Origin of the sequence: Faecalicatena contorta (genome assembly GCF_001404335.1) — a bacterium.
GTDB lineage: Bacteria > Bacillota > Clostridia > Lachnospirales > Lachnospiraceae > Faecalicatena > Faecalicatena contortus_B.
Window position 1 is genome coordinate 15,495 of sequence record NZ_CYZU01000031.1, and the last position, 23,398, is coordinate 38,892.

The following is a 23,398-nucleotide window of genomic DNA, read 5'->3' on the forward strand; positions in this document are numbered from 1 at the left end:
TCTCGAAAAATCATTTTCACCGAACCAGCAAGGCATTTAGATTGTCTTATACTAGAGCGTTTTATATTTTCATCTTCTTTATTCTATAAAAGTAATAGCAGATAAATAGTATAGAAGTTATAATCCACGTAATCGGATAACTGAATATAATAGCCGATATGGTGGGCTGAATTTTGAGGGCGCCGATGATCCAGAGAACCCTCAGAAGGCAGACACCGCACAGGGTGATGATCATAGGGATAATTACATCCCCGATGCCGCGCAGAGAGCCAGTGAGGATCTCAATGAACACAAACGTAATATACCACGGAGTCACCTGCAAAAGCATCTCAGTCCCGATCCGTATAACTTCGGTATCCGTGGTGAACAGCCGGAACAAGGGGACCCGGGCCGCAATCAGAAAGACGACGAGGGCTGCGGAGACCAAAAAATCTATGCCCAGGCTGACGCGGGTGATTTTCCGGATCCGGCCAGCCTTACGCGCTCCGTAATTCTGCCCCACAAATGTGGTGATGGAGATGCCGAATGCGCTGCTGACCATCCAGAAAACAGCATCTAATTTTCCAAATACAGACCAGGCCGCCGCGGTATCGGTGCCGAAACCGTTTAAAGCAGCCTGAATGATGACGTTGGTAATGCTGTACATAACGGCCTCAACGCCGGTGGGGATTCCGATGCGGAGCTGTGACTTCATTACAGAACCGTGGAAACGGATCTGGCGGAGAAAAAGCCGGAGGATACCTTCCGCTTTCATCAGTTTATGTGTGACAAGTACGGCGCTGAAAGCCTGAGAAAGGAGGGTGGCCAGCGCCACGCCCAGCACACCCATGCGGAAGATGACTACAAAGGCCACATCCAGTACGATATTCAGGAAACAGCAGATAATCAGGTAATACAAAGGGTGTCTGGAATCCCCAACCGCCCGCAGGATGCTGGAGCCCATATTATAAATGAAGACGAAGAGAATGCCCGCAAAGTAGATGCGCAGATACAGAATAGAATCAGCCATGATTTCGGCAGGAGTGCGCATCCAGGACAGCATGGACGGAGCAAGCGCGATGCCGAGAATACTGATGATAATACTTCCCATGATTGAGAAAGCATAGGCCGTATGCAGGCTTTGCCTCACAGAACGTTCATCCTGTGCGCCGAAAAACTGTGCGATTACAACAGAAGCACCGGAGGAAAGCCCGGTGAAAAAGCCCACGATCAGGGCACTAATCTGTGCGGAAGATCCACCCACGCTGGCCAGAGCTTCTGTCCCCACAAAATGGCCCACGATTACGGTGTCAATGGTGTTGTACAGCTGCTGGAAAAATGTACCGAATACAATCGGAAAAAAGAAAAGAAGAAGCTGTCTCCAGATGACACCTTCCGTGATTTGATTCATAGTTTGACTGCCCCGCTTCATAAAAACCTCACTCATTTTTCTTATGTATATGTCGTGTTTTCCAACTTAACAACGATACTATATCATGAAATACATCTGCTGTCGATAGGGCTTTGGAGCTCTTTATTACAATGCAGACGCAGTGGACAGCAGGAATTCATTGTGCATGAATTTTGAGTGCAGACTACTATAGTTTATGGTATGATAAAATATATTTGATGAAAGAGAGGGTAAACATAATGCCACGAATGAGAAGAAGAGACCGTGAAATTGAGAGCCGGGAAGAGATACTTCATGTACTGGATACATGTAAGGTCGTACATCTGGCCATGTATGATGAAGATGGGATTTATATGCTGCCCATGAATTTTGGATATACATACGAAGACAATAATCTGGTAATTTATATCCACGCAGCACTGGAGGGTAAAAAGCTGGACCTGTTAAGAAAAAATCCTAATGTGGGATTTGAGCTGGACTGTGACCATGAACTGATAGAGGGAAGAGTCCCGTGCCAGTATGGATTCCGCTACGCCAGCCTGGTGGGAAAAGGCGTGGCCGAGTTTGTGGAGGAGCCCCGGGAGAAGATGGAGGCATTGCGTGTATTAATGAAATGCCAGACTGGGAAAGATTTTGAATTTACCGAGCGGCTTGTGACAATTGTGTCAGTTATTAAAATAACGGCAAAGGAACTGACTGGTAAACGGAGAGAATAGAAACGGTAGGCAAAGGGGTCTGACCCCTTTGCCTACCGTTTTCAGAATTGTTTTACAATTACGATTTTACAAATTTCTTACAAAATCTTGAATTCTATTTGATTGTTAATTAAAAAACAGACTGCTATAATTTCCGTAGTCTGATTGAAATAAGAGTACAGCCTTGTCTGAACTCTTACCGATCGAAGATACAAAGATTGAGAGGAGATTTATAAAATGAAAAATTACAAATTGCTGACACCGGGTCCGCTGACGACTACAGACAGTGTAAAGCAAGAAATGCTGTTCGATCACTGCACCTGGGATGATGATTATAAATCAATTACACAGGATATTCGGAAAAAGCTTCTGGAGCTGGCACATGTTTCTGAGGACGAGTATACGGTTGTTCTGATGCAGGGAAGCGGAACCTTTGGAGTGGAAGCAGTTTTGTCCAGTGTGATAGCAAATGACGATAAGCTGTTAATTGTTGCCAATGGCGCTTACGGCGAACGAATGGTAGATATCGCAGAGCATGCCGGCATTTGCCACGTTGTGTACAACGAAGTTTACTATAAAGTACCGGATGCGCATAAGGTTGCAGAAATTCTCGACAACGATCCATCCATTACCCACGTATCCATGGTCCACAGCGAGACAACTTCCGGGATTCTCAATGATATTGAGGCAGTCGCTAAGGCTGTGAAAGCAAGGAACCGTACGATGATTGTGGATGCAATGAGCAGTTTTGGCGGAGTGGATATTCCTGTAGGCGAGTGGGGAATCGACTTTATTATCAGCAGTGCTAATAAATGCATTCAGGGAGTGCCGGGATTCTCATTTGTCATTGCAGACAGAGAAAAACTGATTGCAAGCAAAGGGAAAGCGAGAAGCCTTTCCCTGGATCTATACGACCAGTGGGAGACCATGAACAAAGACGGAAAGTGGCGCTTTACCTCCCCAACACATGTGGTTCTGGCGTTTTCACAGGCACTGAAGGAAATGGAAGAAGAAGGGGGCATACCGGCAAGAAGCAGACGTTATACCGAGAATAACAAACTCCTGATTCAAAAGATGGCAGAGCTTGGAATCCATCCGTATATAGACGCGGAACATCAGGGGCCAATCATCACAACTTTCTACTATCCTGAGAACCACACGTTTTCTTTTACAGAAATGTATACATACATCAAAGAACGCGGATATGCAATTTATCCCGGAAAAGTAACGGAGGCAGACACATTCCGTATCGGTAATATCGGAGAGATATACAGAGACGACATTTTGAAACTGATGGAGATTATAACGGAATTTCTGGGGGAGAGCAGCCATGAATAAAAATATAGAGGCGGTTATATTTGACTGGGCGGGAACAACGGTAGATTACGGCTGTTTTGCACCGGTAAAAGCATTTGCGGAGGTGTTCAGACAGGCAGGAATTGAGCCCACAATGGATGAGGTAAGAGAGCCGATGGGAATGCTGAAAAGAGACCATATTAAAACAATGCTGGAAATGCCAAGAATCCGTGGATTATGGGAGAAGAAGTATGGAAAATCCCCATCAGAGCCGGATATCGACCAATTATATGCGTCCTTTGAAGATAAATTACTGGGAATACTGGATGAATTTGCCGATCCCAAGCCATACGTACTGGAAGTTACAGCCAGGCTGCGTGAACTGGGAATCAAAATAGGATCCACCACAGGCTATACAGACGAAATGATGCAGATTGTCGTGCCAAAAGCCAAAGAGGCAGGATACGAGCCGGACGCATGGTTCAGCCCTAATTCCGTCGGAAATGCAGGACGCCCCTACCCGTATATGATCTTCAAAAACATGGAAGCCCTCAAAGTAACATCCATTGATCATGTCATCAAGGTAGGAGACACCATATCAGACATCAAAGAAGGAAAAAATGCAGGCGTCTATACCATAGGAGTAGTAGAAGGCAGCTCAGAAATGGGCCTGACAGAATCCGAATACAACGCACTGCCGGAGGCAGAAAAAAAGGAAAAAGCAGAGGCAGTAACCATCAGATTCATGGATGCAGGCGCAGATGCAGTAATCCTGAATCTGAAAGAGCTGTTGGAAATTGGAGAGTTGAATGGCTAAGGGGCGCTGTGCGGAATCGTGACAGGACTCTTTTGGATGCGGAATTGTGGTGTAACAGCCGCTAATCAAAATGAAAGCCAACATGATGAATACCGCCGACAAACACGGGAATGCAGGATGCATTCCCGTATAAGTCGGCTTAAAAGCAGGGCTGGCGGCCCTGCTTTTAATTCATATGTTGGCTTTCATTATTCCGGAGGAGGCGCTGGCGGGGGCGGCGTATTTATAATGGCTATGCGGTTAAGTGTGCTCAGAAGAAAAATATGCAATATTCAAAACTAACGGAGCACCTCTCATCAAGCCCAGCCAGTCCCATACGCTGCTCCCGCCGAAATTCCCCTTAAGGAGAATTATAAGTCCTGACCGGATGAAGCCCAGCCTGTCTGAAATGTGGTGGGGGATGCCGCCGGGAAGCAGGGGAGAGGGGCTGGGAGCATAAAGTGCGCGGTTTAGTGCTTACGCAAAAGGAGCTGCCCATGAGGGATGGAAAGTGATTTACCAAATCACTTTCCAGTACATCCTAAGACGGGAAAGCATCAGGCTTTCCCGTTGCATGTTGTACGTGCCCTCATGGGCAGTTTCTTTTGCGTTAGCACTTCTCCGCAAACGGGCTGCTTTCAGCCCCCCTCCCCTGCTTCCCGGCGGCATCCCCCACCACATTTCAGACAGGCGTCCTTCCACCAGAAAATCCTCCTCCCAATTTTACCGGATTGTGGAAGAAATAAAAAAGTTGACAGATTTCATTTTTTGTATTAGAATGACTTTTGTAACAAATTTGTAATATCTGTAATAAGTTCGAAATCAAAAGCATATATTTTATTACAAGCTTATTAAGAATACTTAAAGATATTGCAACAAATCAGGAGGTTAAGTATATGTTACAGGGTAAGAAATTTATAACAGTATTGTCAGCAGTGACGGTGTGTATGACATTCACAGCCGGCTTTACTACACAGGCGGCTTCACAGATGCCTGTGGCAGTTACAATTGATACAGCAGATAAACAAGAAGGAGATACATTACTGTTAGAGACCGTAAAAAGCATTCCGGTAGAGCAAACAGCAGAGATAAAGAAAGCGGCAAAGGAAGCAAAAGCTGCTTATGAAGAGGAACAGAAAAAGATAGCGGAAGAGAAAAAGCGGAAAGAGGAAGAAGAAAGGCTCGCCGCTGAAGAGGCTCAGCGTGCGGCGGAGGAAGAGGCACGTGCGGCGGAGGAAGCCGAGGCGGCGGCAGCGTCAGCGGCTGTGGCACAGCCCGTGGCAGCGGGAGACCAGGAACTGCTGGCAGCAATTATTTTCTGTGAGGCGGGAAATCAGCCTTATGAAGGACAGGTTGCCGTGGGAGCCGTTATTATGAACCGGGTACGCAGCGGGGTATATCCGAACAGTGTTCCAGAGGTTATTTACCAGTCAGGACAGTTTGGTCCGGCTATGACGGGCTGGCTGGACAGCGTGCTGGCGAGCGGGGGGTACACTGATACTGCTATGCAGGCGGCAGCAGACGCAATTGCCGGATCTAACCCAATCGGGGACTGCCTTTACTTTGGGAATGGAGATTATGGGATCCAGATTGGGGATCATTTCTTCCATTAGGAAAGAAACGCTCATGTAATAATTTAAATACATTTAAAATGCTGCGGGATAGATAGTAGTACATCGAATAATATATAACAGTAAGTGACTTATTTTCGATGACTACGATTTATCTCGCAGCATTCTTTCATTATAATCATATTTCATAATTTATAATGTCGATAAACAATTTGGCGTAAATCGAAAATCTATACACGCTCTAGTGCAGCCAGATCAGTTGTCTATAAAGATGGTCACTATAAATCAATATCCAGCTTTGAAAATGCATCCGCGAAAGCGTTATTCACCGGTTCCTTCACTTCCCGGGCCTGCTTTTTCAAATAGTTATTCACGTCTTTCTTGCTTGCCCCCTTGCCTTCTTTTGCCCGTCTGGCTTCGAACGCACTCAGTTTTTCCTTATGCCCGCAGGAGCAGACAAACCGCTGTCCATCCCCTTTGCCAACCAGCTCCATTTTCTTGTGGCAGACCGGGCAGCGGGCATTGGTGCGGCGGGAAATGGTCTCACGATGTCCGCATTCTCTGTCCTGGCAGACCAGCATCTTGCCGTGTTTGCCATTGACCTCCAGCATATATTTTCCACATTCCGGGCACTTGGTCCGGGTCAGGTTATCATGCCGGAATTTTCCGTCCCCGGTTTTAATCTCCTGAATCAAAGCCTGTGTGTAATGCTCAATCTCATCCATAAAGTGCCGGTCTGTTTCCTTGCCCTTGGCGATTGCCTGAAGCCGGAGTTCCCAGTCAGCGGTCAGTTCCGGGCTTTTTAAATCTCCGGGTACCAGCTCCAGGAGCTGCCTGCCCTTGGCTGTGATATGGATTTCATTGCCACGTTTTTCCATCAAGAAACTGTTGAACAGTTTGTCGATGATGTCCGCGCGTGTTGCAACGGTTCCGAGACCTCCGGTCTCACCCAGTGTTTTGATCAGCGTCTTATCCTTATGCTGCATATATTTGACCGGATTCTCCATAGCGGCAATCAGTGTGCCTTCTGTGAAATACGCGGGAGGTTTTGTTTTACCTTCTGTGATGTTCAGGCTGCTTACCTGCAGTTTCTGCCCCTTGTGTACTTCCGGCAGAGTTTGTTTGATGTAAATTTCTTCCGCTTCTTCCTCATCTGCATCTTCGTATCCTGCCTCGTATACTTCCTTCCAGCCGGCCTGTCTGATCACATTTCCTTTGGCCGTAAACACTTCCTGGGAAATCCTGCCTCTTAGAGAGGTCTCTTCATATTCGCATGCCGGGGATAACACGGCAAGGAAACGCCGCACAACCATATCGTATATTTTTCGCTCCTCGTTTGTCATATGATCCAGCTGAACGAACTGTTCTGTAGGAATAATGGCATGGTGGTCTGTGACTTTAGCATTGTCCACAAAAGATTTATTGGCCTTAATGGGCTGCATGGTCAGCCGGCCGGCAATCTTACTGTAAGGGCCGATTGCACAGGCCTTGAGGCGTTCCTTTAGTGTCCCCGTCATATCCGAAGTGAGATAGCGGGAGTCCGTCCTTGGGTAGGTCAGTACCTTGTGGTTTTCATACAGGCGCTGCATGATGTTCAAGGTCTCCTTTGCCGAAAAACCAAAACGCTGGTTTGCTTCCCTCTGCAGTGTAGTCAGATCGTAGAGGGCAGGAGAGAAGGATTTCTTCTCCTTTTTTATGACCTCTGTAATCTCTAGCGTACCCCCGCACTGCTTATAGAGCTTTTGAATCCGTTCCTGGTCAAATGTCCTTGAAGAACCGGACTGGCTGTCGCACCACAGGAAAGTGATTCCTCCGGCAGATGCCTTCATCCCATAAAAAGGCTGTGGCTTAAAACTGCGGATTTCTTCTTCGCGTGCAGCGATCATAGCTAGTGTAGGCGTCTGTACGCGTCCACAGGAGAGCTGTGCGTTATATTTACAGGTCAGCGCCCGTGTGGCATTGATGCCCACAACCCAGTCGGACTGCGCCCTGGCAATTGCGGCTCTGTAGAGGTTGTAATAGGCTTTCCCGGGTTTCAGGTTCGCAAAACCTTCCCGGATAGCTTTATCTGTTACGGACGAGATCCAGAGACGCTGCAGCGGCTTTTTGCTTCCCGCTTTGTCCAGAATCCAGCGGGCAACCAGCTCGCCTTCGCGTCCGGCATCGGTTGCAATGATGATATCGGATACGTCCTTGCGGTAAATCAGCTCTTTGACCGCATGGAATTGTTTTCCGGTCTGTTTGATGACCACCAGCTTCCATTCCTTAGGGATCATGGGGAGTGTGTCCATATTCCAGGTTTTGTACTGCTCGCCATATTGCTCGGGATCTGCCAGGGTGACAAGATGTCCCAGCGCCCAGGTAACGATATATTCAGTTCCTTCTATATAAGAGTTTGTCTTCTTTGTGCAGCGCAGGACTCTGGCGATATCCCTGGCCACAGAAGGTTTTTCGGCAATCACAAGATGTTTCATTGAAGTCTCCTTTTACTAATCTTAGATATTATGAAATCCTTTTCCGATGATTTCACTTGTATTCGAAATCAGAATAAAGGCTTCCGGCTGATTTTCCTTAATAAAGTTACGAAGCTTAACTGCCTGGGGACGGTTGAGGGCCGTAAAGACGATATACTTGTCTCTTCCCGAAAAGGCGCCCTGTGCATGGCAGACGGTGGCACTGCGGTGCAGTGTATTTACAATGAAATCACAGATGGGTTCCGGTTCGTCGCATACCACATTGAAATACTTGGAGAGGTTAAAACTTTCGATAAACGTATCAATCATGAATGAGCGGATTGCCAGGCCGAGGAAGGAGTAAAGCCCTGTCTCGATATCGAACATAAAGCAGCCCGCGATGGTAATAAGGATATCGGTGATGAGCAGCGCGCGTCCAATATCAAAGCTGGAATATTTCCGCAGTATCATGGCAATGATATCCGTACCGCCGCTGGATGACCCGATGTTAAACAATACCGCAGAACCCAGAGAGGGCAGAGCAATGGCAAAACAGAGCTCCAGCATGGGCTGGTCTGTCAGCGGATGAGTAATCGGATAAACACGCTCCAGAACGGATAACGTCACAGAAAGCAGGATACTGCAGTAGGCGGTCTTAGCCGCAAACTTACGTCCTAACACAATAAAACCAATGACCAACAGTATCATATTCATGACAAAGGTAAAATCACTGGCAGACATGAATCCGGTTTTGGCTACCAGAACCGCCAGGCCCGTGATACCTCCGAATGTAAAATTATTCGTAAATTTAAAAAAATAAGTACCGACAGCCATAATCAGTGTACTGCATGTTAATAAGAGAAAATGCTTCAGTTTACCCTTCATCCGTATGCTCCCCGTAATATACATAATTTTGAAATTAAAAACCTCTCACTCTATCCGAATTGTAACGCCCGGAATATGAAAAGTCAACGCATTAAGACAAGATATTTGGAAATACTATGTTCCCATAAGGAGGAAGGAATATATGTATCAGTATTTACCAATTCGAGACGTATACGCAAGAGAAATTATAGATTCCAGAGGCAATCCGACGATTGAAGTAGAGGTGCTTGTAGGGGAAGATACGGTAGGACGCGCTGCGGTACCCTCCGGTGCATCTACAGGAAAATATGAAGCAGTGGAGCTGCGTGACGGTGAAGACCGCTACGGCGGAAAAGGAGTCCAGCGCGCTGCAGAACATGTGAATGACCAGCTTGCAAGAGCCGTGATCGGCATGAATGTATTTGATCAGGCCGCTCTTGATGAAGTGCTGATCAAGGCTGACGGCAGCAAGAATAAAAAGAACCTGGGAGCAAATGCCCTTCTGGGAGTGTCGCTTGCAGCGGCCAAGGCGGCGGCAAACGCTCTGAAAGTACCGTTGTTCCGATACTTGGGCGGAGTTAATGCTCACGAACTTCCGGTTCCAATGATGAATATCCTGAACGGCGGGGCGCATGCGGACAATACACTGGATATCCAGGAGTTTATGATCATGCCGGTCGGCGCGCCCAGCTTTAAAGAAGGGCTCCGCATGTGTGCAGAAATCTATCATACACTGAAAGCGTTATTGAAAGAAAACGGACTGAGTACAGCCGTGGGAGATGAGGGCGGTTTTGCCCCGGATCTGCCGGACGCAAAGGAAGCGCTCAGATTTCTGAAAGAAGCGGTGGAGAAGGCCGGATATAAGATGGGAAAAGACATTCAGATTGCGCTGGATGTTGCAGCGTCCGAGCTGTATAATAAGGATTTCAGAAAATATGAATTCCCGGGAGAAAGCAGGATGCAGGGACAGAAGATCGTGCGCTCTGCCGAGGAACTGATTGAATATTATGAAGACTTATCACTGGAATTTCCGATCCGATCTATTGAAGATCCGCTGGATGAGGAAGACTGGGACGGATGGGAACTTTTGACAACAAGACTGGGGAATGAGATTCAGCTGGTGGGAGATGACTTGTTTGTTACAAATGTAGAACGGCTGAAAAAGGGAATTGAGCAGAATGCGGCTAACGCCATACTAGTAAAGGTAAACCAGATTGGGACACTGACAGAGGCGATTGATGCCATTGAGATGGCCCAGAAGGCGGGCTATAATGCGATCATATCCCACAGATCAGGAGAGACGGAAGACACGACCATAGCAGATATTGCGGTGGCATTTAACACGGGACAGATTAAGACCGGGGCTCCGTGCAGGTCAGAGCGTGTTGCTAAGTACAACCAGCTGCTCAGGATAGAAGAAGAGCTGGGAAGATAGTTAAAAAGATAAGAAAAACAGCTGCGGTTTTGCCGGAAATGGCAGGCCGCAGCTGTTTTTATCTGCAGAAAATAAAGTTTATAATAGTTTATGAAAACAGAGTCTGCAGCCTGCGTCGGACAGCTCCATACGTCTCCTTGACTTGGCGAATACTACGGTATTATAATAAAACAGACATAGAAACAGAACCATGAACTTAGAATGCGCCTGTATAACAGTTCTGCGCATTGGCCTGAGTGAGCAGGCTGTTTTATAGGGCGGTCAGACAAATGCTGGCAGCAGAAGAGGAAGGGCTATTTTGAAATCATACCGTACATATCTAAGCTTTGAATTTGAAGAAAAGGAAACGATGAAAAATATCACGAACCATGTCAGGATGGTTTTGGAAGAAAGCGGCATCAGAGAAGGTGCGATTATAGTATCTTCTCTTCATACTACCTCGTCAATTTTTATAAATGATGATGAGGAGGGACTGATCAGAGATACTCTGGAGTTTTTAGAGCAGATTATTCCCGAACAGAAGGAACCCTATTATCGGCATAATAAGAGTGAGAAGGATGCGCCCGCCCATCTGAAAAGGAATATAATCGGAAGAAGCGAGCTCATATCAGTTACGGAAGGGAATATGGATCTGGGACACTGGGAACAGATCTTTTATGCTGATTTTAACGGTAAGCGCATGAAAAAGATCTGCATTAAAATTATGGGAGAATAAAGGAGAGGGATGTATGCCTGCAAAGGGGCTTGTCCGGGACTTAAATAAGAAGCCCCGGACAGGCTCCTTTTATGATATAGGAAATCACTCTGAAATTTCCTATATCATAAAAACTCTATTATATTCAGTTAGAAAATGAAGCGGTGAGAATGGTGCAGAATGACAAAATTATTTTGTGCTATACAAAGTTGAAACTATGGTGACATGTACAAGGTGCCCTAAAACATGGAACTTAAATTGAAAAGGATGCACAAATAAAGGACAAAAAAACGAAAAAATTGCAAAGAAACCGGATTTGATTGTGCAAATAAACGGTGATATTATAAGGCTAATTCAAACCGGGTTGAAAATAGAAAATAGGAAGTGAGATCGAATTTATGCGAGAAAATTTTGACGTAGTAGTAATTGGTGGCGGGACCACAGGAACAGCTGCGATTCGAGATTTGGTACTCCGCGGATACACAAATTCTGTTCTTTTGGAAAGAGACGATCTGGCTGCGGGTACATCCGGAGGATGCCATTCAGCACTGCACGGTGGTTCCAGATATGTTGTGACAGATAAGCAGACTGCAGTGGAATGTCTGCAGGAGAACAAAGTATTCCGTGAGATAGTCCCACAGGTAGTCGACCCGACAGATGCAATGTGGGTGGCAAAGACAGAAGAGCAGCTTGAATTTGCAAAGAAGTGGATGGAGAATGCAGATGAGATTGGTCTGCCCTATGAAGTGATCACACCGGAGGAAGCCGTACAGGATGAACCTCTTCTGGCCGACGATATCCAGTTCGCCCTGCGTACAATTGACACGGGATTTGATCCCTTCCGTCTCTGTATTGCACAGGCATATGATGCAAAGGTAAAAGGCGCAGTTATCCGGACGCACAGCGAAGTGATCGATCTGATCATGGAGGCGGATACCGTAAAAGGGGTAAAGGTACTGGACAGAAAGAATGGAACGATCTATGAGATTTGCGCAAAGATTGTGGTAAATGCTGCAGGCCCCTGGGGCTCAAGAGTGACAGAAATGGCCGGCTTTAAGATACCTGTAAAGCCAAATAAAGGAACCATGGGGGTATATAACATGCGGCCCACGAAAACGCTGATTGGTATTCTGAGAGTACCCTCAGACGGCGACGGCCTTGTCAGCATGGGATATCAGAATACTTCCCTGCTTGGCACATCTTCCGTAGATATAGAAGATCCCGATGCGGCGGTTCCGGGGCTGGACGAGATTGAACTGATGGAAAGCAGTGTAGAGCAGATCATTCCGGATATCAGAAATGCAAGAATGCTCCGTATGTGCACAGGGGTCAGACCCCTTTACTCAACCACATCAGAAACCGGGAGGGCGGTCAGTCGCAGAATGATTCTGATCGATCACGCAGAAGAACATGGTATTGAAGGAATTGTCACAATCACCGGCGGAAAATATGCAACGGCAAGGCTGATGGCGGAAGAGACAGTGGACCTCGTATGCAGAAAGCTGGGAAGCGATGCAGAGTGTACGACACATAAGCGGTTGATCTATGGGGCCCAGACAAAGGAAGAAGCAGAAAAAGATGCAAAATATATACATGAGAAATACAAAGTACCGTTGTACAGCGCACATAAGATGACCGCAAGATATGGCAGCAGGGCAAAGGAAATTGTAGATGCTGCGCCGGAGTACTCCGGAGTCATATGTGAATGCGCCCAGGTAATCGGATCAGAAGTCATTAATGCATTCCAGAATGAGGAAGTATTTAACATTAAGGATCTCAGAAGAAGAATCCGCAACGGTATGGGAACCTGCCAGGGAACGTTCTGTACATACAAAGTGGCTGCCCTGTATCAGAAAGCGGTTCACGCGACGGCACAGGAGGCTCATGACCAGCTGGCAGAGTATATGCAGGAGCGCTGGAAGGGCATTTATTATACACTCCAATATGGAGATCAACTGGCACAGGCAGAAATTATGCAGGCATTTTATGTAACCCAGGGCAGCTACGATCTTCTGGATACCAAACCAACGGAGGTGATTCCGCATGAATGATAAGATAAAAGATGTAATTGTAATCGGCAGCGGCATGGCTGGGGTAACTGCAGCAAAGGCGGCATCGGATGAGCTGGCCGGCGTAGAAATTATCACAAAAGGCGCAGGGGCAACCATGATGGGCTCAGGCGTTCTGGATATTCTGGGAGCAGTGCCGGGAGAAGAGAAAAATATAGTTGTAGAAGAAATCAGTGAGGGGATGGCCCTGCTGCTGGAGAAAAATCCAAAGCACCCCTATGCGGTTCTCAAAGACAGTCTGGAAAATGGAATCAAAGCATTGCGGGAAGTCTGCCGCGCAGGCGGAATGGAGTTTACAGGCAACGGGATCAGGAACGCCGCCATCCCGAATATTCTGGGAACCTATAAAAATACGGCATACATCCCTTCCTATAATAAATACGCAGACGTGACAACAGCCCGGGGGAAAATACTGGTTGCAGGGTTCAGGGGATATACGGAATTTTATCCCGAATATGCCTGCAAGTCCTACAATGCCTATCAGAAACAGTTTGCTCCCAAAGCAGATGCTGCTTATATTGCAGTCACTTTGGAACTCCCCTCTCTTACAAACAGGGAGAAGCTGACCAATGCAGAACTTGCCGCATTTTTTGATACCAGCGAAGGCATTGAGGAGCTTGCAGCAGTACTGGATGATATGAAGAACGTTATGGGCGGTATTCAGAGGATTCTGGTTCCACCGGTTCTGGGCTATCAAAATTATGCACAGAACATGGAACTCTTATATGAGACACTTGGGATCCCGGTAGGAGAGATCTCTGCAGGAGGACATTCGGTCAGTGCACAGAGACTTGCGGACGCATTTGAAAAAGGCCTGGAGAATCTGAATATTAAGGTAACCAATCAGGCAAAGGCAGTGGAAATTAAGAAAACAGAAGAAGGGGTATTTTGTGTCGTGTTCGAGCAGCAGGGAAAGACCAGGGAAGCATATGCAAGAAAGATTGTGCTTGCTGCCGGCGGATTCATCGGAGGCGGTATCACCTCCTATAGAGAAGATGTGTTTATCCCGGTTATTCATGAGCCGCTGGGCAGGATTGACGCTGATATGGTAAATAAAAAAGCATTCCCCGGAGGCGGCCAGCCTTTTATCAAGACCGGCATCCGGGTGTACGATGATATGACCATCGCACAGGGCAGCTTTTCCGGACAGATATTTGCCTGTGGGGATTTAATGGAAGGCTATGACTGGGTCTATGAGAGAAGCGGTGCAGGAGTTGCGGCAGCTTCCGGATACCTTGCAGGAAAGAATGCGGCAAATATGGCGAAAGGAAGTGAGCACTGATGAAAGACTTTAATGATATTTATTATAACAGCGTGGAATGTGTACGATGCAACCTGTGTCTGGACCGATGTCCGGCTGTCAGGGCGGTCGGAACGGATAAAGCTCCCATGTATTCCGCTGTATACTCGGCGCTGGGATCCCGCTTTGATCTGGAAATGGTGACGGAGGAAGCATTTCAGTGCATTGACTGCTATGAATGTGAATCAGCATGTCCCGTAAACGTTCCGATCGCAGATACAATGGCATATATCCGCCGCTTATGCAGAGAGAAGAATACCGTGCCGGAAGCTGTAACCGATATTGTGCACAGGGCAGAGGCCGGGGAGAATATACTTGGCAAACCGCAGGAGATCCGGGAAGGCAAAGCAGATGTTGCCGTATTCCTTGGATACGCAGGCGAATTGGATGTGGAGATGCAGAATGCCTTTGATAAGATCTGCAAGGCGGCAGGAATTTCTTATACTTTTCTGACAGACACAGCAGACAGTGGATACTTTCTGGACAGAAGCGGACAGACAGAGGGGCTGCAGAAGGCTGTGGATACCAATGTAAAAGCATTTGAGAGAGTACAGGCAAAAGTGATCGTTACGCCGTGCAGCTATTCGTTCGAGGCCTTTCAGAATTATTATCCGGAGAAGTATACATATCTGCATACAAGCGAATTCCTGGAGGATCTTTTGGAGAAGAAAAACTTAAATGCCACAGGGGGGACAGAGCAGACAGCCTATCACGCAGCACATATGCTTACCAGAAAAAACGAAGTGAAAGCCCCCGAAGAATTGATTGTAAAACTGAGCGGACAAAAAGCGGTACAGCCGGAGAGAACTGGATACCGAACCTCTTCCAGCGGACTCGGCGGCGGTCTGGGTCTTTTTTATCCGGAACTGGCGGCAGCAGTCAGCAAGAAGCGGGCAAAGGAGCTTGCGGATCTGGGATGCAGGACAGTAGTGACGGGATGCGTGTTTGAAAAATATGCGTTAAAAGAGGCTATTAAAGAAAAAGACATGGAGATCATCGATATTACAGAATATGTAGCACGGGCGTTATAGAGTGAAAGGAGAATTTATCATGAATGCAAAATATGATCCGAATATTTTTAAATTACCAGAATCAGTAGACAAGGACACCCATATTATCTGCACCTACTTTTGTGAAGGTTATACATCAGATCTGCTGAACAAAGTGGGATCTATAGCAATTGAGCAGACTACCGGCACATGGGCGCCGGTACCCCTTGAGACGCCGGAAGTCAGGAGAAGACACGGCGGCAAAGTAATCGCAGTGCACGAGATTCCGTGCTATGAGTTCAATATGCCGGAGATGGAAGGCAAAGAGCGTATGGCGGTATTCCAGATTGCATTCCCGTTTGAGAATATGGGCCCGAATCTTCCCCAGGTACTGACCTCTGTAATAGGAAATATTTCTATGGCAGGAAAACTCAAACTGATTGATATAGACTTCCCGAAAGTATTTACGGATGCCTTTAAAGGGCCGAGATATGGCGTGGAGGGACTCAGAGAGCTGACAGGTGTTGAAAAAAGGCCGTTTATTGTCAGCATGATTAAACCGTGTACAGGGGCAACGCCAGAGAACGCGGGCAAACTGATACGGGAACTGGCAATGGCAGGAATCGACTGGATCAAAGACGATGAACTCTTCAGTGACACAGAATATTGTACTGTAAAGGCAAGAGCTAAGATCGCTGCGGAGATTTTGAAGGATGTCTATGAGAGAACCGGAAAACGCGTGATCTATTCACCGAATATTACAGACAGACCGGATAAGATGCTTGATAAAGCGAAAATGTGCAAAGAGATGGGCATTCCCGGAATCATGATCAATGCACTCACTGTAGGCTGGCCTTCTATGCAGATGGTAGCAGAGAATGACGAAGTCGGGCTTCCGATCCTGGCACATCCGGCATTTGCAGGGGCAATGTACGAATCACACTACTCAGGCGTATCAAGCCATCTGATTCTGGGCAAATTCATGAGAATGAGCGGAGCCGATATCGTGATTTATCCTTGTGCATACGGCAAAGTAGACATTCAGCGTGAGCGGTATATCAGGATTGCGCAGGCTCTGCTGACAGATTTCAGGGGAATGAAACGCACGTTCCCGGGACCGGCTGCAGGTGTATATCAGGGATTAATTCCGGATGTTGCCTCCGATCTGGGAATGGACTTTTCCATTTCAGCAGGTGCGGCAATGCACGCGCATCCGATGGGAGCAGCCGCAGGCGTTGAGAGTCTGATCAAAGCTGCAGATGCAACGGCAGAAGGAATTTCACTTCGTGAAGCCGCAAAAGACTGTGAATCCTTAAAGGTTGCCCTGGATCTCTGGGGAGAGGGCATGAACCAGCAATTATTTGATTTAAAGAAATAGAAAGCTCCACATAATGTTTTCTGCCCGGAAAGAACTGACTTAGAAGCAGCGGGCAGCGCAGGAGGTAACGTGAAATATAAATTATTGGCAGTTGACGTGGACGGAACACTGCTGGATGATGAGCACAGACTGTCGGAAAATAACCGAAGGGCTATCCGGGATATCCGGGAAGAGGGGGTGAAAGTCATTCCTTTTTCCGGAAGGGGATATCCGGCGCTTAAGGGAATTATTGAAACACTTAAGCTGGAAGAGGCAGTCGTGACGCAGAACGGGAGCCTGGTGCTGGACAATACCGGGAATAAAATCCTGCATGCGGAGTTGATTTCATCCGAAAACTGCACGAAAATACTGGATTACTGCAGGGCGCATCTCTACCAGCCGCTTATTTACCAGGAAGACCAGGTCTATTCCGGGCTTAAGGGAACATATCTGGAGATATTTGAAAAATGTATGGGGCAGAGGGTTGTCTATACAGAGGATGTCGGGATGTGCTATAATAACACACCCCTGGGAAAGATTTTAATATTGGATGAACCCTGCAGAGTCACGCAGTTCAGAGAATGGGTGTCCGCAGCCTTTGGCGGCGTGGTGAGTGCGGATCGTGCGTATGATTTTTCTCTTGAGCTCGGCGGCAGCGATAAAGGCCGTGCGCTGGCATGGATCGGTTCTTATTATCATATAGAGCCCGGAGAGATGGTAGCTATAGGCGACGGTGAAAACGATAAAAGCATGCTGGAGTATGCCGGCCTTTCGATTGCCATGCAGGGCGCCATGGAAGGTGTGAAGCAGGCAGCCGGAAAAGTGACACTATCGAACAATGAAAGCGGCGTCGCATACGCCATAGAGAAGTACGTGCGATGCAAAATCAGCTAAGCGGAAAAGAGGGTATAGAATGATTTATGAAGGAACGGCGGTTTCGGATGGGGCAGCCATAGGACGTGTGTTTCAATATCAGCCTTATCAGCCGGAAATCCGCCATGAGACGATCGCAAAAGCCCATGCAGACAGCTGTATGGAAAAGTATAAATGCGTACTCATCCAGGCGGAAGAAGAACTAAAACAGCTGATCGAAGGTTCTGAGCTGGACGAGGAAGAAAAGAAAATTTTCCAGGCACATATTGATATTGTACAGGATGAAGAGATGAGCCGTGAAATCGAGGACGAAATCCGGGACAATCTGCTGTCTCCCCAATGGGCAATCCAGGAAGTCTATGAAAGATATATTCAGATTATATCCAAGGCAAAGAATGCTTTGATCCGGGAAAGAGCGGCGGACCTAAAAGACGTCTGCCAGCGGTTGATCCGCCTGTGGGACGGCGGACATGAAAACCCGCTTTCCTCGTTGGCCGGAGATGTAATTGTGGTTGCACAGGATCTGCTCCCTTCGGATACGGCGGCAATGAAGACAGAATATGTGAAGGCCATTGTTACGGAAGTTGGGGGCTATACTTCGCATATGGCGATCCTGGCCAGAAACTATGGCATACCGGCGGTTCTGGGTGTAGCAGATATTATGAAAAATACAGAAAACGGCCAGAAGATAGCGGTAGACGCGAAGGATGGGAAGGTAATTACTCATCTGACGGTTGACCAGGAAAAGCAGTATCAGGTTATGCGCGAGGAGTATCTGAAAAAGATAAGCGATATGCGTCAGTACCTCCCCCTTGTTCCTGAGACACTGGATAAAACAAGAATTGAGGTCTGCCTGAACATTGGTTCTGCCGACAAGAGTGAGCTGGAGCTGGAATCATATACAGACGGGGTTGGACTGTTTCGGACAGAGTTTTTGTATATGAGCAAAAAGGCGCTTCCGGAAGAGGAGGAGCAGTTCAGAGTTTACAAAAAGATCGTGACTATGTACGGAGAACGGCCGGTAATTATCCGCACGCTGGATATCGGAGGCGATAAGAAGCTGGATTATCTGGAGCTTCCGCGGGAAGACAATCCATTTCTGGGACTGCGTGCACTGCGGCTTTGTTTTGAGATGAAACCTATATTTAAAACGCAGCTCAGAGCACTTCTGCGGGCTGCTGTGTACGGAAACCTCTGGATCATGTTTCCTATGGTTGGGAGCATCGGGGATATCCGCTTTGCGAAGCAGATTGTGGAAGAAGTAAAAGAAGAACTGAGGGAGGAAAATATTTCCTGTCGCACAGATGTAAAAGTAGGTATTATGATAGAGATACCGTCAATCGCGCTTATGGCCGATATTGCAGCGTCTGAGGTCGATTTTGCAAGCATAGGGACAAATGATCTCTGCCAGTATCTCATGGCAGTTGACCGACTCAATCCAAGTGTTGCGAAATATTATCAGAGTTTTCATCCCGCTATGTTCCGGCTGATCAGGCAGATTGTGGAAGAGTTCGGGAAACAGAAGAAGCCGGTGAGTGTATGCGGTGAGATGGGAGGTAATCCCCAGGCGGTAGCGCTGCTTGCGGGACTGGGAGTGCGCAAGTTCAGTATGAATGCTTCCTCCCTGGCCTCCGTGAAAAAAATGATCTCTCAGATGGATATCTGCAAAGCCGAGAGGATGGCCAGAACAGTACTGGAACTCTCTACAGCAGTCCAGGTGGAAGAATACATAAAAAGTGAACTGCCGGATTAAGGCAGGCAAAGGAGGAGAACTTATGTATGCAAAACAGGTAGTGATTGAGAACGAGACTGGCCTGCATGCCCGTCCGGCTTCAGATTTCATAGCACTTGCGAACAAATTCCGGAGTAAAATTTTTATACAGAATATGGATGAGGAAGACAGCTGCAAGGCGAATGCAAAATCAATTGTTATGCTGATAGCACAGGGCCTTGGCAAGGGCGTAACAGCGGAAATCAGCGCCGAGGGCGAAGATGAGAAGGAAGCAGTGGAGGCACTGGCTGCATTGATTAAAAGTAAGTTTGGCGAAGACTGAGAAGGAGAGATTGGATGGAAACGATAGGCCTTTATACAAACAAGGAAATGATACTGACAGGGATAAAAGCCAGAAATGCCGAGGACATAATGAGAAGGCTGTGCGATAGGGCTATGCAGATGAACTGTATTGAGCCTGTATTTGTTACAGCCCTGCTGGAAAGGGAAAAAGAGTATCCGACGGGGCTTCCCACTGGCGTTCCCATCGCCATCCCGCACATTCACGACGGCTGCCTGAGATCCTTTTTCTCGATGGCCGTTCTGGACACACCGGTTGCATTTGGATGTATGGGGGATCCGGATGAAACGGTGGAAACCAGACTTGTATTCCTGTTCGGGATCACGGACCCAAGCTATCAGACAGCAGTTTTGAGAAAATTCAGCAATATTTTTCAGGACGACGGCATTATGAACGAACTGCTTGAGATTGACAAACCGGAAGCAATGATACAGAAAATGAAGGAATTGTTAGAGGAATATCTGATAATCTAAATAATGGAGTGAATGATTATGAAAGCAAAAATTAATATAGCGGTTGCCTGTGGCGGCGGAATTTTTACAACAACGGTTGTAACAGATAAAATCAAAGAGATATTAAAAAAAGAAAAAATACCATTTTCAATTAACCCTCATAAAATTACGGAAGTCCCCAATCTGGAGGGGTATGATCTGATCGTAGTGACGGGTAAGACGAATGCAAAGAACAAGGCAGGCGCTCCGGTGATGCTGGGACTGCCTCTGTTTACGGGAGTGGGAGCGGAGCAGTTTACAGAAGAGCTGCTGGAAGCAGTTAAAAAAATCATGGATGAATAGTATTTATCCTACATTCTACTAAATATCGGGAGGTAGAAAAATGCAGGCTTTGATACAAATAGGAAATGCTGTTAATAATATTATGGGTATCTTTGGGAGCACCATAATCGTACCAGTAGTTATATTCATCATTAGTATGTTTATGCGTGTTGGGGTAAAGAAATCTTTTCAAGGCGCGATCTATATGGCGGTCGGGCTGACTTTGTTCAACGCCGTGCTCGGTGTTCTGATGACAGCTATCACCCCATATGTAACTGCCATGGCGGATCACGTGGGTATTCAGCTGCCATTCATTGATATCGGCTGGCAGGGCGCATCCGTTGTCGTGTACTCCAATACGCTGGGTTATATTTATCTGGTGCTCGGACTTGGGCTGAATCTGCTTCTGTTCGCGCTGAAATTGGTCGATACGTTTCAGCCTACGGATATATGGAACTACTATCAGTTTGTATTCTGGGCAGTTATCGTGCAGTTTACGACAGGAAGCTTTGCACTGGGCGTTGCAGCGGCGGTTATGTGCAACCTGGTGGTGCTTCTGATCGCAGATATTATCGCACCGTCTCTGCAGGAATTTAACGGTTATGACAACCTTACACTTACCAGTGTTCCCTCCGGAGGAGCGCCATTTGCCATGATTGTAAGATGGATCATGCTAAAATTAAAGATTAAGACAAAACCGATCAGTGCGGAGCGGCTGCAGGAAAAATTAGGATTTTGGGGAGAACCTCTTTCCATCGGCCTGGTAGTCGGGCTGTTGATTACGATTTTGGGTTCAGTCACCGGCCTGGCCAATGTGAATACATGGGCGGGAATCCTGACAGCATCAATTACCATTGCGGCGGTTATGGTCATTTATCCCTCAGTTTCCGGACTTTTTGTGAAAGGACTAATTCCATTGAGCCAGTCCATGCAGGCACGTGCGCGTTCCGGCAGCTCGAACAGAAAGTATTTTCATATTGCCATGGATCCGGCAGTTTTCTTCGGAAACGGGGATAATATGGCGGCAGCACTGATCCTGATTCCGATCGTGTTCTTTATATCCATTATTTTGCCGGGGAATAAGATTCTGATGCTTGCAGATATTCCGGCCATGGCATTTATGACGGCGGGGCTGATCTGCGTATTCCGGGGAGATATTCTGATGACTGTGGTCTCCGGGGCGGTTTGGTTCAATGTGGCAAATGTGCTGAATTCGGATGTCTGCGCCGCGTTTACAAAGGCTGCGGAATCCGCAGGTGTAGCTTCACAGATGGACTCTGTTTCCAATGCCTTTGCCCAGGGGCTTGGAATTGCCTCATGGACGGTAGGCACGAATCCGGTGTTATATCTGGTATACAAAGCATTTTCGGCAGACGGTATGATGCGGATAGTTGGGATTATTATCGTTGTCGCGGTATATCTGGCCATCTATCTTTCGTTTCGGAAAAATAAAAAGGTATGGTGGGTTGCGGCTGGCGCAAGTGAAGAATATCTGCTGGAAAGAGGATACATAGAGTAATGTAAAGTAAAGCCCATTGGAAGGCAGTGAAAACTGCCTCCGTGGGCTTTGCCGGCGTAAAAATATGTGTTATAATAATTTGCACTAGACTGTGAAGCAGAGTGGCATATTGCGATAATGAATTTTCAGACACGCTTTAGTCTGAATAATTGAAGGCGGTGTGGAAAGATGGCAGACAGGTTCTTCCAGGGATACATATATCAGTTACAGAAAAGTATATACAGAACGTTTGGTGTGATTGACAATAAGGAGATCGTTTCATGCAGCAATCAGGAAATGATAGGCATCACGAATTCATTTAATCTGATGAAGCAGAAAAACGAGGAAGGCAGATGCTTTTTTATTAAAAATAATACATATCGTATCTTCTATGAGAATAGTTTTGTTCGATTTGCAGTTTTTGTTGAAGGGACCGATAAGGAGGCAGAGGATTATGCAACCATACTATCCGTCTGTTTTACTGGCATGAAATCCTATTTTGAAGAGAAGTACAGCCGGGATTTGTTTTACAAAGCCCTTTTTCTGGAAAATATTCTGGCGGCTGACATAAATGTAAGGGCCAAGATGCTGAAAATTCCCCCGATTATGGCACGGGCGGTATTTTTATTGAGGTTTCCCCATGTGGATACGGAGTGGAATCTGAATATGCTGATCCAGAACGTAGAGGAATCCGAAAAATACGAAGTATTTTCTATGACGGAAACGGACATAATTGTTATTGTGAAGACAAAAACGAATACTTCTCATGCGGAGCTGGAGGCAATCGGCATTACATTTCAGAAAAAGGCGGCGGAAGTCTTCAAATCCTTTCCGGTCATCGGAATCGGAAGTATTGTTACCGACATCCGGCAGCTGGCGGATTCATATAAGGAATCACTTTATGTTCTGGAGCTGCTGTATCTGTTTGAGGGAAGCAGGACAGTCATAGACTATAATCATCTGGGAATCAAGCGCCTGATCTATCAGCTGCCGCTTCCCTTATGCGAGGTGTATCTGAATGAGGTATTTAAAAAAGGCGGATTCGACTCACTGGAAAATGAGACGCTGGAGACTGTAAAATGTTTTTTTGAAAATAATCTCAATGTTTCTGAGACGGCAAGGAAGCTCTTTATTCACAGGAATACACTGATGTACAGACTGGAAAAGATTAAAAAGCTGACGGGACTGGATGTGCGTATCTTTGACCACGCAATTGTATTTAAGATCGCAATGCTGATTCATATCCATATTAAGTGTAAAGGGTAAGATGATT

At 46.8% G+C, this 23,398-nt stretch carries 20 protein-coding genes; 17 read left to right on the forward strand and 3 right to left on the reverse strand.

Going from position 1 to position 23,398, the window contains the following annotated elements:
• Positions 1 to 61 precede the first annotated feature (61 nt).
• Complete coding sequence (locus ARB69_RS15355; protein ID WP_055154075.1) at positions 62 to 1,411, reverse strand: MATE family efflux transporter; 1,350 nt, start codon at positions 1,409 to 1,411, stop codon at positions 62 to 64.
• A gap of 218 nt (positions 1,412 to 1,629) precedes the next feature.
• On the opposite strand from ARB69_RS15355, the gene ARB69_RS15360 reads away from it, so the two are divergent.
• The 4 genes from ARB69_RS15360 to ARB69_RS15380 all read left to right on the forward strand — a co-directional run bounded on the left by ARB69_RS15360 (position 1,630) and on the right by ARB69_RS15380 (position 5,790).
• Positions 1,630 to 2,106, forward strand: a complete 477-nt coding sequence (locus tag ARB69_RS15360) for a pyridoxamine 5'-phosphate oxidase family protein (protein ID WP_070102464.1) — start codon at positions 1,630 to 1,632, stop codon at positions 2,104 to 2,106.
• Positions 2,107 to 2,322: 216 nt separating this feature from the next.
• A complete protein-coding gene (locus ARB69_RS15365; RefSeq protein ID WP_050640243.1) occupies positions 2,323 to 3,423 on the forward strand; it encodes a 2-aminoethylphosphonate--pyruvate transaminase in 1,101 nt (366 codons plus the stop codon).
• Positions 3,416 to 4,198 carry a phosphonoacetaldehyde hydrolase gene (gene phnX, locus ARB69_RS15370; RefSeq protein WP_055154080.1) on the forward strand — a complete coding sequence of 261 codons (783 nt, stop codon included), beginning with the start codon at positions 3,416 to 3,418 and terminating at the stop codon, positions 4,196 to 4,198. The genes ARB69_RS15365 and phnX overlap by 8 nt, the downstream gene beginning before the upstream one ends.
• Positions 4,199 to 5,073: 875 nt before the next feature.
• Positions 5,074 to 5,790, forward strand: coding sequence for a cell wall hydrolase (locus ARB69_RS15380; RefSeq protein ID WP_050640239.1), 717 nt, complete (start codon positions 5,074 to 5,076; stop codon positions 5,788 to 5,790).
• Between the two features lie 236 nt (positions 5,791 to 6,026).
• Here ARB69_RS15380 and ARB69_RS15385 read toward each other — a convergent pair whose 3' ends face one another.
• Both ARB69_RS15385 and ARB69_RS15390 read right to left on the reverse strand, forming a co-directional pair.
• Positions 6,027 to 8,222, reverse strand: a complete 2,196-nt coding sequence (locus ARB69_RS15385; RefSeq protein WP_055154084.1) for a DNA topoisomerase III — start codon at positions 8,220 to 8,222, stop codon at positions 6,027 to 6,029.
• Positions 8,223 to 8,243: 21 nt separating this feature from the next.
• Positions 8,244 to 9,086, reverse strand: coding sequence for a YitT family protein (locus ARB69_RS15390; RefSeq protein ID WP_055154086.1), 843 nt, complete (start codon positions 9,084 to 9,086; stop codon positions 8,244 to 8,246).
• Between the two features lie 142 nt (positions 9,087 to 9,228).
• Between ARB69_RS15390 and eno the strand changes: the two genes are divergently transcribed.
• The 13 genes from eno to ARB69_RS15455 all read left to right on the forward strand — a co-directional run bounded on the left by eno (position 9,229) and on the right by ARB69_RS15455 (position 23,391).
• Positions 9,229 to 10,500 (forward strand): phosphopyruvate hydratase, encoded by a 1,272-nt coding sequence (gene eno, locus ARB69_RS15395; protein WP_050640236.1) that lies wholly within the window; start codon positions 9,229 to 9,231, stop codon positions 10,498 to 10,500.
• A gap of 298 nt (positions 10,501 to 10,798) precedes the next feature.
• Positions 10,799 to 11,215, forward strand: a complete 417-nt coding sequence (locus ARB69_RS15400; protein WP_050640235.1) for a secondary thiamine-phosphate synthase enzyme YjbQ — start codon at positions 10,799 to 10,801, stop codon at positions 11,213 to 11,215.
• A 377-nt stretch (positions 11,216 to 11,592) separates the two neighbouring features.
• Positions 11,593 to 13,245 carry an anaerobic glycerol-3-phosphate dehydrogenase subunit A gene (gene glpA, locus ARB69_RS15405; protein ID WP_050640234.1) on the forward strand — a complete coding sequence of 551 codons (1,653 nt, stop codon included), beginning with the start codon at positions 11,593 to 11,595 and terminating at the stop codon, positions 13,243 to 13,245.
• On the forward strand, positions 13,238 to 14,545 hold the full coding sequence (locus tag ARB69_RS15410; protein ID WP_055154088.1) for an FAD-binding protein: 1,308 nt from the start codon (positions 13,238 to 13,240) through the stop codon (positions 14,543 to 14,545). Before glpA ends, ARB69_RS15410 begins: the two co-directional genes overlap by 8 nt.
• On the forward strand, positions 14,545 to 15,594 hold the full coding sequence (locus ARB69_RS15415; RefSeq protein ID WP_055154090.1) for a (Fe-S)-binding protein: 1,050 nt from the start codon (positions 14,545 to 14,547) through the stop codon (positions 15,592 to 15,594). The genes ARB69_RS15410 and ARB69_RS15415 overlap by 1 nt, the downstream gene beginning before the upstream one ends.
• 19 nt (positions 15,595 to 15,613) lie before the next feature.
• Positions 15,614 to 16,930 (forward strand): RuBisCO large subunit C-terminal-like domain-containing protein, encoded by a 1,317-nt coding sequence (locus ARB69_RS15420; RefSeq protein ID WP_050640231.1) that lies wholly within the window; start codon positions 15,614 to 15,616, stop codon positions 16,928 to 16,930.
• Between the two features lie 69 nt (positions 16,931 to 16,999).
• Positions 17,000 to 17,803: a Cof-type HAD-IIB family hydrolase gene (locus ARB69_RS15425; protein WP_055154092.1), complete on the forward strand. Its 804-nt coding sequence runs from the start codon at positions 17,000 to 17,002 to the stop codon at positions 17,801 to 17,803.
• A gap of 19 nt (positions 17,804 to 17,822) precedes the next feature.
• Positions 17,823 to 19,535: a phosphoenolpyruvate--protein phosphotransferase gene (gene ptsP, locus ARB69_RS15430; RefSeq protein WP_083487115.1), complete on the forward strand. Its 1,713-nt coding sequence runs from the start codon at positions 17,823 to 17,825 to the stop codon at positions 19,533 to 19,535.
• Between the two features lie 22 nt (positions 19,536 to 19,557).
• On the forward strand, positions 19,558 to 19,836 hold the full coding sequence (locus tag ARB69_RS15435) for an HPr family phosphocarrier protein (RefSeq protein WP_050640229.1): 279 nt from the start codon (positions 19,558 to 19,560) through the stop codon (positions 19,834 to 19,836).
• Positions 19,837 to 19,850: 14 nt separating this feature from the next.
• The gene (locus ARB69_RS15440) at positions 19,851 to 20,327 is read left to right on the forward strand and encodes a PTS sugar transporter subunit IIA (RefSeq protein WP_050640228.1); all 477 of its coding nucleotides are present in this window, start codon (positions 19,851 to 19,853) and stop codon (positions 20,325 to 20,327) included.
• A gap of 18 nt (positions 20,328 to 20,345) precedes the next feature.
• On the forward strand, positions 20,346 to 20,648 hold the full coding sequence (locus ARB69_RS15445; protein WP_070102466.1) for a PTS sorbitol IIB subunit: 303 nt from the start codon (positions 20,346 to 20,348) through the stop codon (positions 20,646 to 20,648).
• A gap of 40 nt (positions 20,649 to 20,688) precedes the next feature.
• A complete protein-coding gene (locus ARB69_RS15450; RefSeq protein ID WP_167702504.1) occupies positions 20,689 to 22,146 on the forward strand; it encodes a PTS transporter subunit IIC in 1,458 nt (485 codons plus the stop codon).
• A 168-nt stretch (positions 22,147 to 22,314) separates the two neighbouring features.
• On the forward strand, positions 22,315 to 23,391 hold the full coding sequence (locus tag ARB69_RS15455; RefSeq protein ID WP_055154094.1) for a PucR family transcriptional regulator: 1,077 nt from the start codon (positions 22,315 to 22,317) through the stop codon (positions 23,389 to 23,391).
• Positions 23,392 to 23,398: the final 7 nt, after the last annotated feature.

Excerpts from the sequence above, each read along its gene's own strand:
- ARB69_RS15355 (WP_055154075.1), bottom strand. The coding sequence starts at position 1,411 with ATGAAGCGGGGCAGTCAAACTATGAATCAAATCACGGAAGGTGTCATC.
- ARB69_RS15360 (WP_070102464.1), top strand. The coding sequence starts at position 1,630 with ATGCCACGAATGAGAAGAAGAGACCGTGAAATTGAGAGCCGGGAAGAG.
- ARB69_RS15365 (WP_050640243.1), top strand. The coding sequence starts at position 2,323 with ATGAAAAATTACAAATTGCTGACACCGGGTCCGCTGACGACTACAGAC.
- phnX (WP_055154080.1), top strand. The coding sequence starts at position 3,416 with ATGAATAAAAATATAGAGGCGGTTATATTTGACTGGGCGGGAACAACG.
- ARB69_RS15380 (WP_050640239.1), top strand. The coding sequence starts at position 5,074 with ATGTTACAGGGTAAGAAATTTATAACAGTATTGTCAGCAGTGACGGTG.
- ARB69_RS15385 (WP_055154084.1), bottom strand. The coding sequence starts at position 8,222 with ATGAAACATCTTGTGATTGCCGAAAAACCTTCTGTGGCCAGGGATATC.
- ARB69_RS15390 (WP_055154086.1), bottom strand. The coding sequence starts at position 9,086 with ATGAAGGGTAAACTGAAGCATTTTCTCTTATTAACATGCAGTACACTG.
- eno (WP_050640236.1), top strand. The coding sequence starts at position 9,229 with ATGTATCAGTATTTACCAATTCGAGACGTATACGCAAGAGAAATTATA.
- glpA (WP_050640234.1), top strand. The coding sequence starts at position 11,593 with ATGCGAGAAAATTTTGACGTAGTAGTAATTGGTGGCGGGACCACAGGA.
- ARB69_RS15410 (WP_055154088.1), top strand. The coding sequence starts at position 13,238 with ATGAATGATAAGATAAAAGATGTAATTGTAATCGGCAGCGGCATGGCT.
- ARB69_RS15415 (WP_055154090.1), top strand. The coding sequence starts at position 14,545 with ATGAAAGACTTTAATGATATTTATTATAACAGCGTGGAATGTGTACGA.
- ARB69_RS15420 (WP_050640231.1), top strand. The coding sequence starts at position 15,614 with ATGAATGCAAAATATGATCCGAATATTTTTAAATTACCAGAATCAGTA.
- ptsP (WP_083487115.1), top strand. The coding sequence starts at position 17,823 with ATGATTTATGAAGGAACGGCGGTTTCGGATGGGGCAGCCATAGGACGT.
- ARB69_RS15435 (WP_050640229.1), top strand. The coding sequence starts at position 19,558 with ATGTATGCAAAACAGGTAGTGATTGAGAACGAGACTGGCCTGCATGCC.
- ARB69_RS15440 (WP_050640228.1), top strand. The coding sequence starts at position 19,851 with ATGGAAACGATAGGCCTTTATACAAACAAGGAAATGATACTGACAGGG.
- ARB69_RS15445 (WP_070102466.1), top strand. The coding sequence starts at position 20,346 with ATGAAAGCAAAAATTAATATAGCGGTTGCCTGTGGCGGCGGAATTTTT.
- ARB69_RS15450 (WP_167702504.1), top strand. The coding sequence starts at position 20,689 with ATGCAGGCTTTGATACAAATAGGAAATGCTGTTAATAATATTATGGGT.
- ARB69_RS15455 (WP_055154094.1), top strand. The coding sequence starts at position 22,315 with ATGGCAGACAGGTTCTTCCAGGGATACATATATCAGTTACAGAAAAGT.